This window comes from Haloactinospora alba, assembly GCF_006717075.1.
In the GTDB taxonomy this organism is placed as follows: domain Bacteria; phylum Actinomycetota; class Actinomycetes; order Streptosporangiales; family Streptosporangiaceae; genus Haloactinospora; species Haloactinospora alba.
This window is the reverse complement of record NZ_VFQC01000002.1, coordinates 334,831-349,336: the sequence shown is the minus strand read 5'-3', so window position 1 is coordinate 349,336 and position 14,506 is coordinate 334,831. Positions and strand designations below refer to the sequence as shown.

Annotated in this window: 15 protein-coding genes; 8 read left to right on the top strand and 7 right to left on the bottom strand. The window is 66.6% G+C overall.

What is annotated here, in order from left to right:
• Positions 1 to 43: 43 nt before the first annotated feature.
• Positions 44 to 1,183: a DNA polymerase III subunit beta gene (gene dnaN, locus FHX37_RS19255; protein WP_141925621.1), complete on the bottom strand. Its 1,140-nt coding sequence runs from the start codon at positions 1,181 to 1,183 to the stop codon at positions 44 to 46.
• Positions 1,184 to 1,711: 528 nt separating this feature from the next.
• A complete protein-coding gene (gene dnaA, locus FHX37_RS19250; protein WP_141925620.1) occupies positions 1,712 to 3,508 on the bottom strand; it encodes a chromosomal replication initiator protein DnaA in 1,797 nt (598 codons plus the stop codon).
• 448 nt (positions 3,509 to 3,956) lie between these two features.
• Between dnaA and rpmH the strand changes: the two genes are divergently transcribed.
• The 8 genes from rpmH to FHX37_RS19210 all read left to right on the top strand — a co-directional run bounded on the left by rpmH (position 3,957) and on the right by FHX37_RS19210 (position 9,333).
• A complete protein-coding gene (rpmH, locus tag FHX37_RS19245; RefSeq protein WP_141925619.1) occupies positions 3,957 to 4,100 on the top strand; it encodes a 50S ribosomal protein L34 in 144 nt (47 codons plus the stop codon).
• 83 nt (positions 4,101 to 4,183) lie between these two features.
• On the top strand, positions 4,184 to 4,585 hold the full coding sequence (gene rnpA, locus FHX37_RS19240) for a ribonuclease P protein component (RefSeq protein WP_141925618.1): 402 nt from the start codon (positions 4,184 to 4,186) through the stop codon (positions 4,583 to 4,585).
• The gene (yidD, locus tag FHX37_RS19235) at positions 4,578 to 4,892 is read left to right on the top strand and encodes a membrane protein insertion efficiency factor YidD (RefSeq protein WP_141925617.1); all 315 of its coding nucleotides are present in this window, start codon (positions 4,578 to 4,580) and stop codon (positions 4,890 to 4,892) included. The genes rnpA and yidD overlap by 8 nt, the downstream gene beginning before the upstream one ends.
• Positions 4,893 to 4,919: 27 nt before the next feature.
• Positions 4,920 to 5,855, top strand: a complete 936-nt coding sequence (yidC, locus tag FHX37_RS19230) for a membrane protein insertase YidC (RefSeq protein ID WP_141925616.1) — start codon at positions 4,920 to 4,922, stop codon at positions 5,853 to 5,855.
• A 141-nt stretch (positions 5,856 to 5,996) separates the two neighbouring features.
• Positions 5,997 to 6,503 carry a Jag family protein gene (locus FHX37_RS19225; RefSeq protein ID WP_394344523.1) on the top strand — a complete coding sequence of 169 codons (507 nt, stop codon included), beginning with the start codon at positions 5,997 to 5,999 and terminating at the stop codon, positions 6,501 to 6,503.
• A 188-nt stretch (positions 6,504 to 6,691) separates the two neighbouring features.
• Positions 6,692 to 7,402 (top strand): 16S rRNA (guanine(527)-N(7))-methyltransferase RsmG, encoded by a 711-nt coding sequence (rsmG, locus tag FHX37_RS19220; protein WP_141925614.1) that lies wholly within the window; start codon positions 6,692 to 6,694, stop codon positions 7,400 to 7,402.
• Positions 7,403 to 7,545: 143 nt separating this feature from the next.
• Complete coding sequence (locus tag FHX37_RS19215; RefSeq protein ID WP_246062470.1) at positions 7,546 to 8,388, top strand: ParA family protein; 843 nt, start codon at positions 7,546 to 7,548, stop codon at positions 8,386 to 8,388.
• A 12-nt stretch (positions 8,389 to 8,400) separates the two neighbouring features.
• On the top strand, positions 8,401 to 9,333 hold the full coding sequence (locus FHX37_RS19210; protein ID WP_141925612.1) for a ParB/RepB/Spo0J family partition protein: 933 nt from the start codon (positions 8,401 to 8,403) through the stop codon (positions 9,331 to 9,333).
• Between the two features lie 506 nt (positions 9,334 to 9,839).
• Here the strand turns inward: FHX37_RS19210 and trxA are convergent.
• The 5 genes from trxA to FHX37_RS19185 form a co-directional block, all read right to left on the bottom strand.
• Positions 9,840 to 10,163, bottom strand: a complete 324-nt coding sequence (trxA, locus tag FHX37_RS19205) for a thioredoxin (protein WP_141925611.1) — start codon at positions 10,161 to 10,163, stop codon at positions 9,840 to 9,842.
• Between the two features lie 56 nt (positions 10,164 to 10,219).
• Positions 10,220 to 11,152 (bottom strand): thioredoxin-disulfide reductase, encoded by a 933-nt coding sequence (gene trxB, locus FHX37_RS19200; protein WP_141925610.1) that lies wholly within the window; start codon positions 11,150 to 11,152, stop codon positions 10,220 to 10,222.
• A 134-nt stretch (positions 11,153 to 11,286) separates the two neighbouring features.
• Complete coding sequence (locus FHX37_RS19195) at positions 11,287 to 12,162, bottom strand: anti-sigma factor family protein (RefSeq protein WP_141925609.1); 876 nt, start codon at positions 12,160 to 12,162, stop codon at positions 11,287 to 11,289.
• Positions 12,159 to 12,779, bottom strand: coding sequence for an RNA polymerase sigma factor SigM (sigM, locus tag FHX37_RS19190; RefSeq protein WP_141925850.1), 621 nt, complete (start codon positions 12,777 to 12,779; stop codon positions 12,159 to 12,161). The genes FHX37_RS19195 and sigM overlap by 4 nt, the downstream gene beginning before the upstream one ends.
• 8 nt (positions 12,780 to 12,787) lie before the next feature.
• Positions 12,788 to 14,356 (bottom strand): protein kinase family protein, encoded by a 1,569-nt coding sequence (locus FHX37_RS19185; RefSeq protein WP_141925608.1) that lies wholly within the window; start codon positions 14,354 to 14,356, stop codon positions 12,788 to 12,790.
• Between the last annotated feature and the right edge of the window lie 150 nt (positions 14,357 to 14,506).

The following is a 14,506-nucleotide window of genomic DNA, read 5'->3' as shown; positions in this document are numbered from 1 at the left end:
CTCCCTCTCACCTGTGGAACGCGGACGGACAGCGTGAAACCGCTCAGCTGGAGACCCGGACCGGCATGATCAGGTACCGGTAGTCGGAGGTCGCGTCCCCGTCCGGAAGCTTGCCCGTGATGATCGCGGGCTTCGTCGAGGTGGTGAACTGCAGCTGGGCGATGTCGGAGTCGATGGCGTTCAGTCCGTCGAGGAGGAAGGTGGAGTTGAACGCGATCTGGATCTCGTCGCCCTCGAAGCTGGCTTCCAGGCTCTCCACAGCCTGTGCCTCGTCGCCGGTGCCGGCTTCCAGCACGAGCTGGCCCTCGCCGAAGGAGAGCCGCAGCGGGGTGTTGCGTTCCGCGACGAGCGAGACGCGTTTGACGGCCTCGATGAACTCCGACTTCTGCACCTCGGCGACCGCGTTGAACGACTCCGGCAGCAGCGCCCGGTACTTGGGGAACTCCCCGTCGAGCAGGCGGGTGGTGGTCCGCCGTCCGCCACCCTCGAAACCGATCATGCCCTCCCCGCTGTCGGCGTCGGACAGCGCGAGCGCGACCTCGGCGGCGCCGGTGAGGGACTTGGCGGTGTCCAGCAGGGCCTTGGCCGGGACGAGAGCGACCGCGGAGACCTCCGGGTTCTGGGGCTTCCAGGAGAGTTCGCGCACGGCGAGGCGGTAGCGGTCGGTGGAGGCGAGCGTGATGGTCTCACCCTCGATCTCGATCCTCACGCCGGTGAGCATCGGCAGGGTGTCGTCCCGGCCGGCGGCGACGGCTACCTGGCGCACGGCGGCGGCGAAGACGTCGCTGCCGATCGAGCCGGTGACGTTGGGCATCTCCGGAAGGGTGGGGTAGTCCTCCACCGGGAGCGTGAGCAGGGTGAACTTCGCGCTTCCGCAGGAGACGACGACCTTGCTGCTGTCACTGCTGATTTCCACAGTCTGGGGAGGAAGGTTCCGCACGATCTCCGCGAGCAGCCGTCCCGACACCAGCGTGGTTCCGGGTTCCTCGACGTCGATGTCCACCGAGACCTGGGCGGAGGCCTCGTAGTCGAAGCTGGACAGTCTCAGCCGCTGTTGCCCCTCGGTGTCGTCGGCCTCGAGAAGCATCCCCGCGAGGACGGGGACGGACGGCCGGGCCGGCAGGGTACGCGCGGTCCAGGCGACGGCCTCAGCCAACACATCGCATTCGACCCGGAACTTCACTACTGGGACTCACCTTCCTCGACACATCGAACCCCGGAGGGACCACCGTACCCGGGGTGCTCCCCTCACGGTGCCCATCGCTACGGGTTGTCGCCAACTCGGCGCGAAGCGGCGTGTGAGGCCGGGTTGTCCACAGAAAAGCCCCGAACCGGTTATTGAACCGCGCGGGGGATGTACAAGGGGAGTAGTAATAGTAGGGGCTGTGGAAAGTGTGGATAACCAAGAGATCCGCAGGTCACTCCGGAAAAGTTATCCACCGCGGCTTGTGGGTGAACCTTGGGAAAACTGCACAGGCCTGTGGATGTTGGTAGGCGGTCCACTGGTTTTCCACGGGTTGTCCACCGCTCGTCCACCGGTTTTCCACGAGTTATCCACCGGATCGGTGCCCACAGCTCCCCAAGCCGGGATGTCGGCCTGTTGTTTCCTCCACGTGGGATCCACAAGTTGTACACAACAGAAGCCGGGTTATCCCCAGGAAATCCCCAAGGTTTTCCCCAAGTTGTCCACAAGCAGGCGACGACCGCCGGTCTAGCCGTTACGTGATTGTTGCTTGATGCGGTTGGTGAGTTCGGTGACCTGGTTATAGATCGAACGGCGTTCTGCCATGAGGGAGCGGATCTTGCGGTCGGCGTGCATCACCGTGGTGTGGTCGCGCCCTCCGAACTGCTGACCGATCTTGGGGAGGGAGAGGTCGGTCAGTTCGCGGCACAGGTACATGGCGATCTGCCGCGCCGTGACCAGCACACGCGAGCGTGACGTCCCGCACAGGTCCTCACTGCTCAACCCGAAGTAGGAGGCGCTCTGCGCCATGATCGTGGAGGCGGTGATCTCCGGTTCCTCGTCGTCGGGGATGAGTTCCTGCAGCACGATTCCGGTCAGGTGCAGGTCCACCGACTGCCGGTTCAGGCTGGCGAACGCGGTGACCCGGATGAGGGCGCCCTCGAGCTCCCGGATGTTGGTGGCGATCTTGCTGGCGATGAGCTCCAGGACCTCCGGAGGGGCCGACAGTCCCTCCTGGGCCGCCTTCTTCCGCAGGATCGCGATGCGGGTCTCCAGCTCCGGAGGCTGGACGTCCGTGATCAGTCCCCACTCGAACCGGTTGCGCAGCCGGTCCTCCAACGTGACGAGCTGCTTGGGCGGGCGGTCACTGGAGACGACGATCTGCTTGTTGGAGTTGTGCAGCGTGTTGAAGGTGTGGAAGAACTCTTCCTGTGTCTGCTCCTTGTTCTCCAGGAACTGGATGTCGTCCACGAGCAGGACGTCGATGTCGCGGTAGCGCCGGCGGAAGTCGTCCGCCTTGCCGTCCCGGATCGAGTTGATGAACTCGTTGGTGAACTCCTCGGAGCTGACGTAGCGCACCCGGGCCCCGTCGTAGAGGCGCTGGGTGTAGTGCCCGATGGCGTGCAGCAGGTGGGTCTTGCCCAGCCCGGAGCCGCCGTAGATGAACAGGGGGTTGTACGCCTTGGCGGGTGCTTCGGCCACCGCGACCGCGGCCGCGTGGGCGAACCGGTTGCTCGACCCGATGACGAAGGTGTCGAACGTGTACTTCGGGTTGAGCCGGGCCGGTTCGGCCGCGGTGTGCGGCTGGTTCCCCCCGGAGGTGTCCGGTGCGCTCGGTACCGGGGGAGGTGGAACCTGGCCGTGTTCCTCGTCGGGGTCCTCCACCACGTTCGTGCCCTCGGGAGTGGGGGAGAGGTCGTCCCGGGTGTGGGCGCTTCCGTCGTCCGCGGCACCGTGGCCGGCGTCCGGCGTGACGGCGGGAACCGGGTCGGCGGGAACCGGGTCGGCGGGTTCCTCCTCGACGGCCGGGTGGCCGAAGTGCCCGTCGGGGAGGGCCTCGGTCGTGGCCGGCGTCCCCGGGTGGTCCTCGGGCACGTGGGGGAGCGGTTGCTGGTGTGTCGCGGGCTGGGAACCGGCCGCCGGCGACTCCTGGTCGCGGGACGGGGGCTGGCCGTCGCCCGCCGGAGCGTCGGGCACCACCGCCGGGGGTTCCGGAGCGCTCGGGGACGCGAGTGGTGTCCCCGAGGCCGGCGGCGTGCCGGTGGGAGGAGCCGGCTGTACCGCGGTCGGATCGACGGTCACGGCGACGCGGATCTCGCGGCCCAGCTGGCTCGAGAGCGCCTGGCTGATGGCGGCGCGCAGCCGGGTCTCCAGTACTTCCTTGGCGAATTCGTTGGGTGCGGCGAGTAGTGCTGTGTCCTCGATGAGCCCGAGCGGTCGGGTCTGCGGCAGCCAGGCTCGCTGCTGTGGCGGGAGCGCGCTGCTGTCGAGCTCGTCCAACACGTTCGACCACACCATTGCGAGGTTGACCTGTCCCTCAGACACGATGACCTGCCATGGTTCGTCCCCTTCTCCCGATATTCCTGCTTCCACAGCCCTGTGGACTCATCCACAAGCTGTGTACGGCGCCGTACACAGCCTCGCAGATGTCTGGCCAATCCCGCTTGGTTATCCACAATTGCCAGGTCATGGCGTTTTTTCTTGGGGAGTGGGTGCGGGTTGGCCGGGGATTCGCCCTGGGGATCGTGGAGTCCGCCTCCAACGTTATCCACAACTTGCTCGTGACTGGTTCTTGTGGACAACACGGGGGGCCAGAGTTTTCCACAGGATGAGGACGGTTGGGGGTGCGGTATCATCGCTGGAGAGAGGGCCGGGCGATTTGACCACCGTCGTGATGGCCCGTACCTTTGTTATGTTCAGGTAGCGATCTGTCGGTGCGCGAGACGCGCTGGGTCGCACCGGCGTAGTTCTATCCACACCCTGGAGTCCAGCAGTGAGCAAGCGTACGTATCAGCCGAACAACCGCCGTCGTGCGAAGGTTCATGGCTTCCGGAAACGCATGCGGACCCGTGCTGGACGCGCGATCATCTCCGCGCGCCGGAACAAGGGACGCGCACGGCTGACCGTGAGCCACTGAGCCGCACGCGTCGAGCATAGACTTGCGGACCGGTTCGCCCGGACGGGCGGCCGGTCCTCATTCTTGTGTCAAGGACCGATCCGATGTTGTCGCCTCAGAACCGTATGCGGCAGAGTGCCGAGTTCAGCCGTGTTATGCGCGCTGGGCGACGTTCCGGCCGGGACGGTCTCAGCGTTGTCTACCTCGACTCCTCCCGCGGGTCGGGTTGTGACGACGAACCGCCGCGGGTCGGGTTCATCGTGAGCAAAGCCGTCGGGAACGCTGTGGTCCGCAACCGTGTACAGCGTCGGTTGCGGCACCTCATGCGGGAGCGGATCCCGTTTCTTCCGGCAGGTAGCCTGCTAGTAGTGCGGGCCAAACCATTGGCCGCGTCCCACGGACACGACACCCTGGCCGCGCAGCTCGACGGTGCGATCGCTGCGGCGAAGCGTCCGAAAGATCGGCGAGCGCGCGGATCGCACAAGGGCAGGCGGGCTCATGAGTGACGACAGACCGAACCTCGCGGCGCGACTACTGATCTGGCCGATTCTCGGATACCAGCGGTTCATCAGCCCGGTTCTTCCCCCGGTCTGCCGGTTCTATCCAACCTGCAGCGCCTACTCCCTGGAGGCGCTGCAGGAGCACGGCGCGTTGCGCGGATCGTGGCTGACGCTGCGTCGGCTCGCGCGCTGCCACCCGTTCCATCCGGGAGGACTCGACCCGGTGCCGCCGCGAGGTGGTGGTGTCGAACGAACCACTGATGCCGGTCTGGTGACCGGTAGGGGTGCCGAATCCGGCCCAACGGGCCTGTAGCTGAACCGAAGTAAGAGGAGTTGGCCGGTGCTGGACTGGCTTTACGACATCGTCGGCTGGGTGCTGATCAAGATCCACGCGGGTCTGTCTTTCGTGGGCTTCGACCCGGACGGTGGATGGGCGTGGGGCCTGTCCATCGTGTTGCTCACCGTCCTGATGCGAATGATCATGGTTCCGCTGTTCGTCAAGCAGATGCGCACGCAGCGGAAGATGCAGGAGATGCAGCCGGAGATGACCCGGCTACGGGAGAAATACAAGAACGACAAACAGCGCCAGCAGCAAGAGATGATGAAGCTCTACCAGGAGAGCGGCACCAACCCGGTGATGGGCTGCCTCCCGCTCTTGCTGCAGATGCCGGTGTTCTTCGCTCTCTTCCAGGTGCTGCGCGGGGTCGCCAACGGCGAGGCGACCCACGGTTTCACCGCGGATCTCGTGCACAGTGCCCAGGGGGCGCTGATCTTCCACGCGCCGCTGGCGGCGCAGTTCACCACCTCCGCGGAGGAGCTGGCCACCTACGGTGCCGACTCCCCGATCATGGCCAAGAGCATCATCGTCATCGCGTGCGTGATCATGGGGACCACCACGTTCTTGACCATGCGCCAGAGCATCAAGCGCAGCACGTCGCAGATGCCGGACAACCCGATGATGCAGTCGCAGAAGTTCATGATGTACCTGGCGCCGGCGTTCGGCCTCTTCGGGTTGGGGATGCCGATCGGCGTGCTCATCTACTGGGTGAGCTCCAACGTGTGGACGATGGCCCAGCAGCACTTCCTGTACCGGAAGCATCCGGCCCCCGGAGACAGCGACACGCCGAACGGCACTTCCTCCGGCGGTTCGGCGAAGGGCGCGCTCGGCAAGCGCAAGGAATCCGCGCCCGAGCCGGTTGAGCAGCCTAAGATCGAACGCAAACAGCCGAAGAAGCAGCCCCGGTCGAAGCGCACCGGGAACAAGCCGCAACAGTGACGCGGTCGGGAACCAGAGCCCGGGACTGAGAACCCCAGTGCTGAACGCGTACGACCGGCCGGATCTGACGACGTAAGGAGACAGCTCGCTGTGAGCAAGCAGAGCACTGAGGAGGCGGAGGAGCCCCGCACGGGCGTGGCCGTGGCCGATGCGCCTCAGCGGGAGGAGTCCGCTGGGACAGGTGTTGATGTCCAGGAACTGGAACGGGAAGGCGACATCGCGGCCGATTACATCGAGGGCTTGCTCGACATCGCCGACTTCGACGGGGACATCGACATGGATGTCGAGGGCGAGCGGGCAATGGTCTCGGTCGTCGGCGCTACCCTGCAGGAGCTGATCGGTGAGGACGGGGAGGTACTGGAGGCGCTCCAGGAACTGACCCGTCTCGCGGTCCACCGCCAGACCGGGCATCGTAGCCGGTTGATGCTGGATGTCGGAGGGTACCGTGATTCCCGTCGCAATACGCTGCGTCGCGTGGGCAGTGACGCGGCCAACGAGGTGAAGAAGTCCGGCACCTCCAAGGAACTGGAGCCGATGAGCCCGTTCGACCGCAAGGTCGTACACGACGCTGTCGCCGCAGCGGGGCTGGTCAGCGAGTCCGAGGGGGAGGAACCGAACCGCTATGTGGTGATCTACCCCGCGTCCTGACACCCGTCGGCTAGTCGGCGTTTGTCGCGTTGGTTTCACGTGAAACCTCTGGCGCCCCTCACACTAGGATTGTGGGGGGCGTTTTTGTCTCGTTCGGATGCTTTTACGCTCGTGCGGTTACGTTGACGTACAGGTTCGCGGTAGCGGTGGACGGCGACCTACGGATACGAAGGCCAAGGTGGTGAGTGATGACCTCGGGTGCCGGTGCTGCGCCGCCCGAGCGGGCGGTGACGGTGTTCGATGACGCGCTGCCTGGGGTGGAACGCTATGCGGATCTGCTCGCCAGTGTCGGGGTGGAACGAGGTTTGCTCGGGCCCCGGGAGGTCCCCCGGTTGTGGGAACGGCACCTCATGAACTGTGCCGTGGTCGAGGAGCTGGTTCCGCACGGGGCGACCGTCGTGGATGTGGGCTCCGGCGCGGGGCTTCCCGGCGTGATCCTGGGGATCACACGTCCGGACCTGTCCGTCGTCCTGCTGGAACCGCTGCTGCGGCGCACGATTTTCCTGCGCGAGTGTGTCGAACAGCTTGACCTGCCGAACGTGACGGTGTGGCGCGGTCGCGCGGAGGAGGTCGCCTCGGACCTGCGTGCCGACATCGTGACGGCCCGAGCCGTCGCACCGCTGTCGAAACTGGTTGGTTGGGCGCTTCCGCTGCTGCGTACGGGAGGGAGCCTCCTGGCGCTGAAGGGGGAGCAGGCGGAGACCGAACTGGAGAACTCGCGCGCCTATTTGTCGCGACAACGCCCGAACACCGCTGAGGTGATGCGCGTGGGGGAAGGTAAGGTCGATCCCGCTACCACGGTCGTTCGCGTCACGGTGACATCCGAGGGCGCCCCGACCACCACGTCCAAGTCGCGGCGTGCGCCGGGCGGTAGGAAGAAGCGCGGACGGAAGAGGTGAACTCATTCGTGCCCACAAACCAGTCCGACGGCATTGATCGGGTCCGTGAGCCCGATGTTTCACGTGAAACGCATGGAATGACCTCCTCGGAGGGCTCCGAGGTGGAGGGTGACACACCGATCGCCCAGCAGGCACGAGTGGCGATGTCAGTCCGCGGCCAAAGTGACGAGACCTGGCCGCGCCCGCCGGGATGCCGCATCGTCGGTATCGCCAACCAGAAAGGCGGGGTCGGTAAGACGACCAGTACTGTCAACATCGCCGCGTCGTTGGCTATGCACGGCAACCGTGTGCTCGTTGTCGACCTCGACCCCCAGGGGAACGCCTCAACAGCCCTGGGGATGGAACGCGGCGAGGGTAACCGCTCCATCTACCATGCCCTGGTGGAGGACACCGAGATCCGGGAACTGGTACAGCCGGTGACGGATATCCCCAACCTGTGGTGCGTTCCGGCAACCATCGATCTGGCCGGTGCGGAGATCGAGCTCGTCACCCTCGTGGCTCGTGAGTCCCGGCTGAAACGGGCGCTCAGCGTCTACGAGAGCAGCGAACTGGACTACATCCTGGTGGACTGCCCGCCGTCGCTCGGCCTCCTGACGGTGAACGCGCTGGTGGCCTGCGATGAGGTGATGATTCCGATCCAGTGTGAGTACTACGCACTGGAGGGGCTCGGCCAGCTGCTCCACAACATCGAGTTGGTGAAGTCGCACCTCAACCCGTCCCTGAGCATCACCACGATTCTGTTGACGATGTACGACGGCCGGACCCGGTTGGCCGCACAGGTCGCGGACGAAGTGCGTCAGTATTTCGGGGAACTGGTACTCAAGACAGCGGTGCCGCGGAGTGTCCGGGTGTCGGAGGCGCCGAGCTACGGGCAGTCCGTCATGACCTACGATCCGGCTTCCACCGGTGCCCTCGCCCATATGGAGGCGGCACGCGAGATCGCGTACCGTGCCGAGGATGCGGCAGCAGCTGAGTACGGGATGTGAAGGGAGACACGGGTGAGCCAACAGCCGCGTGGTTTGGGGAAAGGTCTGGGAGCGCTCATCCCGCAGGGGCCGGCGGAAGAGGAGACACCGGACGCGTCGGAAGCGCTGGCCGCGGCCCCGGAATCGGTGGACGGCGCCTATCTGCAGGAGATCGAGGTCGACTCGATCACTCCGAACCCGCGCCAGCCCCGGGACAATTTCGACGAGGAAGCACTCGAGGAACTACAGGCCTCCATCGTTGAGGTCGGCCTGTTGCAACCCGTGGTCGTCCGGAAACTCGGTCCGCAGCACCACGAGCTCATCATGGGGGAGCGACGGTGGCGCGCCAGTAAAGAGGCGGGGCTGGAACGCATACCCGCGATTGTCCGTCACACCGCGGACAACGAGTTGCTGCGGGACGCCCTGCTGGAGAACCTGCACCGGGAACAGCTCAACCCGCTGGAGGAAGCGGCCGCCTATCAGCAGCTCCTGGACGATTTCGGGGCGACGCACGACGTACTGGCGCAGCGCGTCGGCCGCTCCCGCCCGCATATCACCAACATGCTGCGGTTGTTGAACCTGTCTCCCGCGGTGCAGCGGCGGGTTGCCGCTGGTGTGCTCAGCGCCGGGCACGCCCGCGCGTTGCTGTCGGTGGAGGACTCCGACACCCAGGACCGGCTGGCCCGGCGGATCGTCGAGGAGGGGATGTCGGTCCGGGCGTTGGAGGATCTCATCACGCTCGGGGCGACACAGGAGCAGGAAAGCACCTCCCAGCGCCGTGCTCCCGCCCGTTCGGAGACACCGTCCGACGTGGAGGAGTTGGCGGGCCAACTGTCGGATGCCCTGGACACGCGCGTGAAGATCACCATGGGGCGGAGCAAGGGCAAGATCGTTGTCGAGTTCGCGACACGGGAGGACCTCGACCGTGTCGTCAGCACCATGGTGCCGGACGGTGGGCAGAGCTAGGTTCTGTTTGGTGGGCGCCGGTTCTGCTGCGTGACGCTGCTTGCTGCCGCGCTGGCCGCGCTCGCTCCGGTCGGCAGTGTCCACCGCACGGAGAACAAGGCTCGTTTCACGTGAAACGGCTTCCGGCCGTGGGGGAACCGGCGGGGTCCACACTGGTTCCGCAGAATCGGCGAATCCTGGCCGCGGCCCGTGGGTCCCGGATGTCGCTGTGCCAGACGAGCGAGCTTGTGCCGTGATCCGGCGGTGTTCGCCGTGCGGCGGTTCGACCGGCTCCCCGCGGGGACGGCGGGGCCTCGAGCAGGGCCGCGTGCTGTGCTGGGCGCGGGGTGGGGTCCCCGTGAACCCCACGGCGCAAACGAACGGCGGCCTTCGCACAGTCATGCGAAGGCCGCCGAAGTGGGCCAGTCAGGCTCTCGAGCCGCCCGCGTCCGTGTCCTGGTCGCTCTGTGGCCAGTCGGGAGGTCGGTGGTGCCTGACAGCGCCGTTTCACGTGAAACGGCGCGTTGTTAGATGTAGTCTTCCAGGTCCTGCAGCAGCTTCTTCTTGGGCTTGGCGCCCATGATCTGCTTGACGACCTCGCCCCCCTGGAACACGTTCATCGTCGGGATCTGCATGACGCCGTACTGACGCGGGACGTTGGGCTGTTCGTCAATGTTGAGCTTGACGATGGAGAGTTTGTCCCCGTGCTCCTCGGCGATCTCTTCCAGGATCGGGGTGATCTGGCGGCACGGGGCGCACCACTCGGCCCAGAAGTCGACGAGTACCGGCTTGTCACTTTTCAGAACGTCGGTCTCGAACGTGGCGTCGGTGGTTTCTTTGAGGTTGGACATAGTGGGTACTCCTTACAACAGGACGCGGTCGGAAAGTCCGGAGCTGACCGAACGGCTCAGTTGCCCATTTCCGCGAGGTAGCGTTCAGCGTCCAAGGCGGCCGAGCACCCCGTCCCCGCGGCGGTGACGGCCTGCCGGTACGTGTGGTCCACGACGTCGCCACTGGCGAAGACGCCGGGAATGTTGGTCTTGGTGGTGGGAGCGGCGACCGCGAGGTAGCCGTCCTCGTCCAGTTCGAGCTGATCGCTGAACAGCTCGACACGGGGGTCATGGCCGATCGCGACGAACAGGCCGGTGACGTCGAGCGTGCTCTCCTCGCCGGTGAGCGTGTTGCGTAGCCGGACCCCGGTGACCTTGCTGTCGCCCTGGACCTCGGCCACTTCGCTGTTCCACACGAACCGGATCTTGTCGTTGTTGAAGGCCCGCTCCTGCATGATCTTGCTGGCGCGCAGCTCGTCCCGCCGGTGGACGACGGTCACGGAACGGGCGAACCGGGTGAGGAAGGTCGCTTCCTCCATGGCGGTGTCCCCACCGCCGACCACGGCCAGGTCCTGGTCCCGGAAGAAGAAACCGTCGCAGGTAGCGCACCAGGAGGTCCCCCGGCCGGAGAACTCCTCCTCGCCGGGAACCCCGAGTTTCCGGTACCCGGATCCGGTGGCGATGATGACCGTGTGCGCGTAGTGTGCCTCGTCGCCGACCTTGACTACCTTCGGGGTCGCCCGCAGGTCGACCTCGGTCACGTCCTCCGGTACGAGTTCGGCACCGAACCGCTCGGACTGCTTGCGCATGTGGTCCATGAGGTCCGGCCCCATGGCGCCGTCGGGGAAACCGGGGAAGTTCTCCACATCTGTGGTGTTCATCAACGCACCGCCGGCCGTGATGGAGCCTTCGAACACGAGCGGCCGAAGTTCGGCACGCGCCGCGTAGATGGCTGCGGTGTACCCCGCCGGTCCTGATCCGATGATGATCACGTTACGGACGTCGCTCACGCTCGTGGGCCCTTCGCGTCGCTCGGATAGTCACTACGGTGAGTGACCCTCTGGGAAGTCGTTCAGTACCAACAGCTGGCACCCCCCGCCCATTCCCGGTGCGGTAGTGTCGCTGTTCCCGAGGCGAGAGTGCCCTACGGCGCGGGGATCGTGGTTTCGGTCTCCGGCGTGGCGGACCCGGAACCGCACTCCGTCGGCAGGATGAGGACCTCGTAGACCGCCGGCGGGTTGTCCGCGTCCGCCGAGGGGGCGGAGGCGTAGTACATCACCCAGGCGTCCTCTCCCTGGAAACGCGCCAGATCGACCAGTTCGGGCGCACCCGTGTCCTGCTGCTGGTCGATCTCCTGCGCGCAGGAGGGAACGTTGGTGGGAACCTCCTGCGGAGTCGCGAGTGTGTTCTCCTCGGCCGCGTCGTCGGACTCGGAGGCCACCCCGGAGGCTTCCAGCACGTGTGCGGCCTGACTGTCGAACCGGTTCTCGGTGTAGGAGGTACCGCTTTCCACGAGCACGGCCTGGTAGGCGGCGGCGGCGTCCGGACCGTTCTGCGCGGAGGAACTGTTGCTGGAGTCGTGGGGGGAGTTCCCGTCCGGCGCGGTCGTGGGCATCATGCCCCGTGCGATCGCGATCCCGCCTCCGACCACGAAGACCGCTGCCGCGGCGGCCGCGATGTAGGGCATCCAGCGTGCGAGTCCGGACTTGTGGCGCAGGGGAGTGACTGGGACGGGAGAGGGCGGCACGGCGGAAGAGGACGACTCCTCCGGCTCCCGTGCGGCGGGACCGTCACTCTCCGCCTCGGCACGCAGAGCCTCGTCGATTCCGCGTGCCGTGTCCTCGGGCAGTGGTGCTGCGGAAACCTCCGCCAGGACCCGGGATACGTCGGACAGCTCCGCTGCCTGGGCGGTACACGTCTCGCACTCCTGCACATGCTCCTGTACGGAACGCTCGTCCTCCTCGTCCAGAAGCCCTTCGGCTGACAGGGCGAGAGTTTCCGCGTCCACATGAGACGTCACGATCTCCAGTCACCTCCTCTCGGAGATGTGACGTCGGAGGAGGGCTCAGGGTTCCTGAGATGGACAAGATGTGGCAGAAGTCGCGCTCGCCCGCGGGCGCAGCGGCTCTTGACGGTTCCGGAGGCGACCTCGAGGATGCCGGCCGCCTCCTCGACGCGGTACCCCAGCATGTCCACCAGGACGAGCGCGAGACGTTGGTCGGGGGGAAGCTGGTCCAGGGCCGCGTGTACGTCCATGGAGGAGTCGCTGCGGGACGTCGGGTCGGGGCCGGTGCCCTTGGTCCGCTCGTTGGACAGCACGTCCAGAGTGACGTCGTCGGTCGGTACGGCGGGCCGCACCATCTTGCGGCGCATCCGGTCATGACACGCGTTGACGATGATGCGATGCAACCAGGTACTCACCTGGGCCTCACCGCGGAAACGGTGCGCTCCGCGGAATGCCGAAAGAAAGGCCTCCTGGAGCGCGTCGGCCGCTTCCTCCGGGTCACCGAGGACCCGGATGGCGACAGCCCACATGCGCTCTCGGTGTCGCCGGACCAGTTCACCGAAAGCTGTGTCGTCACCGTCGGTGTGTTTGGACAACAGCTCCTTGTCCGGAAGCTTCTCTGCCGCGTCCATCAGCGTTGTCACGTTTTCCCGCGCAATTCGACCTCGTTGATTGTCCCCCGGTACTCCCCGTCCTGAGGGAGTGATGTGAACCATATGGCTACATATCTCCCCTCGGCCGGATCAGACAGCTTAACGTCCTCTTCCCCGGACACCCCACTGGCCTCCGCCTTCTGCTGCAGCGCCTCGAACTCGGGGTCGTCCCCGACGAGAAGCTGCACGTCGGCGGCGCCGGCTTCCCCCAGGCTGAGGGTGGCCTCGTGCACCTCGGCCGTGTCGCCGAGATCGACGAGGAGCCCCACACCCTCCTTGAGCTTGCCGAAACTGGGTCCGTCGTAGCCCTCGGTCTTCCACCGGCTGTCCGGATCCCCGTCGATGGCCTTGCCGGCGTTGTCGCTGTGCTCGTCTCCGTCCCCGAGGGGATCGAACCCTTCGGCGTCGCTCAGCTCGATGGTCTCCAGCTCCGGATCGTCCCCGGATCCGCTCTGCCCGTCGCCGGGTTGGGGGTCCGCGTTCTGGCCCGGGTCCGCGTCGTCGCCTCCCATGGTGCTCCCGAGGGTCCACGCACCGGTCACCACGCCCACGAGTACGAGGAGCGCGGCGCCGGCGATCGCGATCTTGGCAAGCACCGGCGAGCGGGACGCGTCCCGCGACTGGTCCGGCGCGGAGGAGGCCCGGCCACGCGAGGCGCCGCGGGTCTCCCGTCCGGGAGCCGCGCCGAAGGCGCCGGAGGTGCGCGAGGTACCCCGTTCCGGTGGGGGAGCGTTCGCGGCGGCCGGCTGGGTGACCGGGATGGGCGCCATACGGGGGGCGTCGGACAGGGCGTGGGCGATCGCTCGGGGAGTGGTGAGGGACCCGCGCGCCTCGGGAGCGGGAGCCGCCGCGTAGCCGGCGATCTCGTCCAGGCGTTGCGGAACCTCGGCGCGCAGCTGCCTGGGCGGGAGTATCCCGTCAGCCGCGGGGGCCGCGGGGAGGTTGTACTTGGTGGCGTGGTGTTCGGGGGCGTGCGCCGACTCGGGCCAGTGCCCGGTGAGTGAGGCGTAGAGGAGTCGGCCCAACCCGTAGGCGTCCACGGCGGCGACGTCGGGTGTCTGCTCCGGGGGGAGGCCGCGTAGTGCCGCGTCCACGCCGATCCCGGTGACCTTTACGGCCCCTCCGACGCTCCAGATGAGTTTGTTGGGTGTCAGGAACTGGTGGGACAGCCCGGTCTCGTGGGCGGTCGCGAGGGCCTCGGCGGCCTCGGCGATCAGGCCGGCGGCCCGTTCCGGTGCGAGCGGGCCGCCGGACAGCAGGTCCGTGAGGGACTGTCCGATGACCCACTCCTCCACCAGGTACGGAGGCTGCGCGGTGTCGTCCGCGTCGAAGACCTGTGTGACCCGGGAGTCGGCGATGCGGCTGGTGGCGCGGGCGGCGTGGATGACCGCGCTGGTGTTGGGGAATCCGTCGGCGAAGGTCCAGACCGCGACCAGTCTGGCCAGGGTTTCGTCGGTCGCTTTCCAGAACGTTGCGCCGTTGGTCTCGCTGACGGGCTCGTCGAGGCGGTAGCGGTTCGCGAGACGCGCACCGGGTTCGATCATGAAAGTGCTCATGCCGGGAGTGACGGACACGACAGAGTTGTGTCCCCAACCTCCCTTCGGGCAGCTCGGACATACAGGGGGTGCGGGCGAACAGGTGCTGTTCCATGTTAGGACGCCCCGGGGGCGCTCCCGGAGGGCACGCGTGTCACCCAGAGGGGGGCC

Excerpts from the sequence above, each read along its gene's own strand:
- sigM (WP_141925850.1), bottom strand. The coding sequence starts at position 12,779 with ATGGACGCGGCAGAGAAGCTTCCGGACAAGGAGCTGTTGTCCAAACAC.
- trxA (WP_141925611.1), bottom strand. The coding sequence starts at position 10,163 with ATGTCCAACCTCAAAGAAACCACCGACGCCACGTTCGAGACCGACGTT.
- yidD (WP_141925617.1), top strand. The coding sequence starts at position 4,578 with ATGAGTGACGACAGACCGAACCTCGCGGCGCGACTACTGATCTGGCCG.
- FHX37_RS19185 (WP_141925608.1), bottom strand. The coding sequence starts at position 14,356 with ATGAGCACTTTCATGATCGAACCCGGTGCGCGTCTCGCGAACCGCTAC.
- FHX37_RS19215 (WP_246062470.1), top strand. The coding sequence starts at position 7,546 with ATGTCAGTCCGCGGCCAAAGTGACGAGACCTGGCCGCGCCCGCCGGGA.
- rsmG (WP_141925614.1), top strand. The coding sequence starts at position 6,692 with ATGACCTCGGGTGCCGGTGCTGCGCCGCCCGAGCGGGCGGTGACGGTG.
- rnpA (WP_141925618.1), top strand. The coding sequence starts at position 4,184 with ATGTTGTCGCCTCAGAACCGTATGCGGCAGAGTGCCGAGTTCAGCCGT.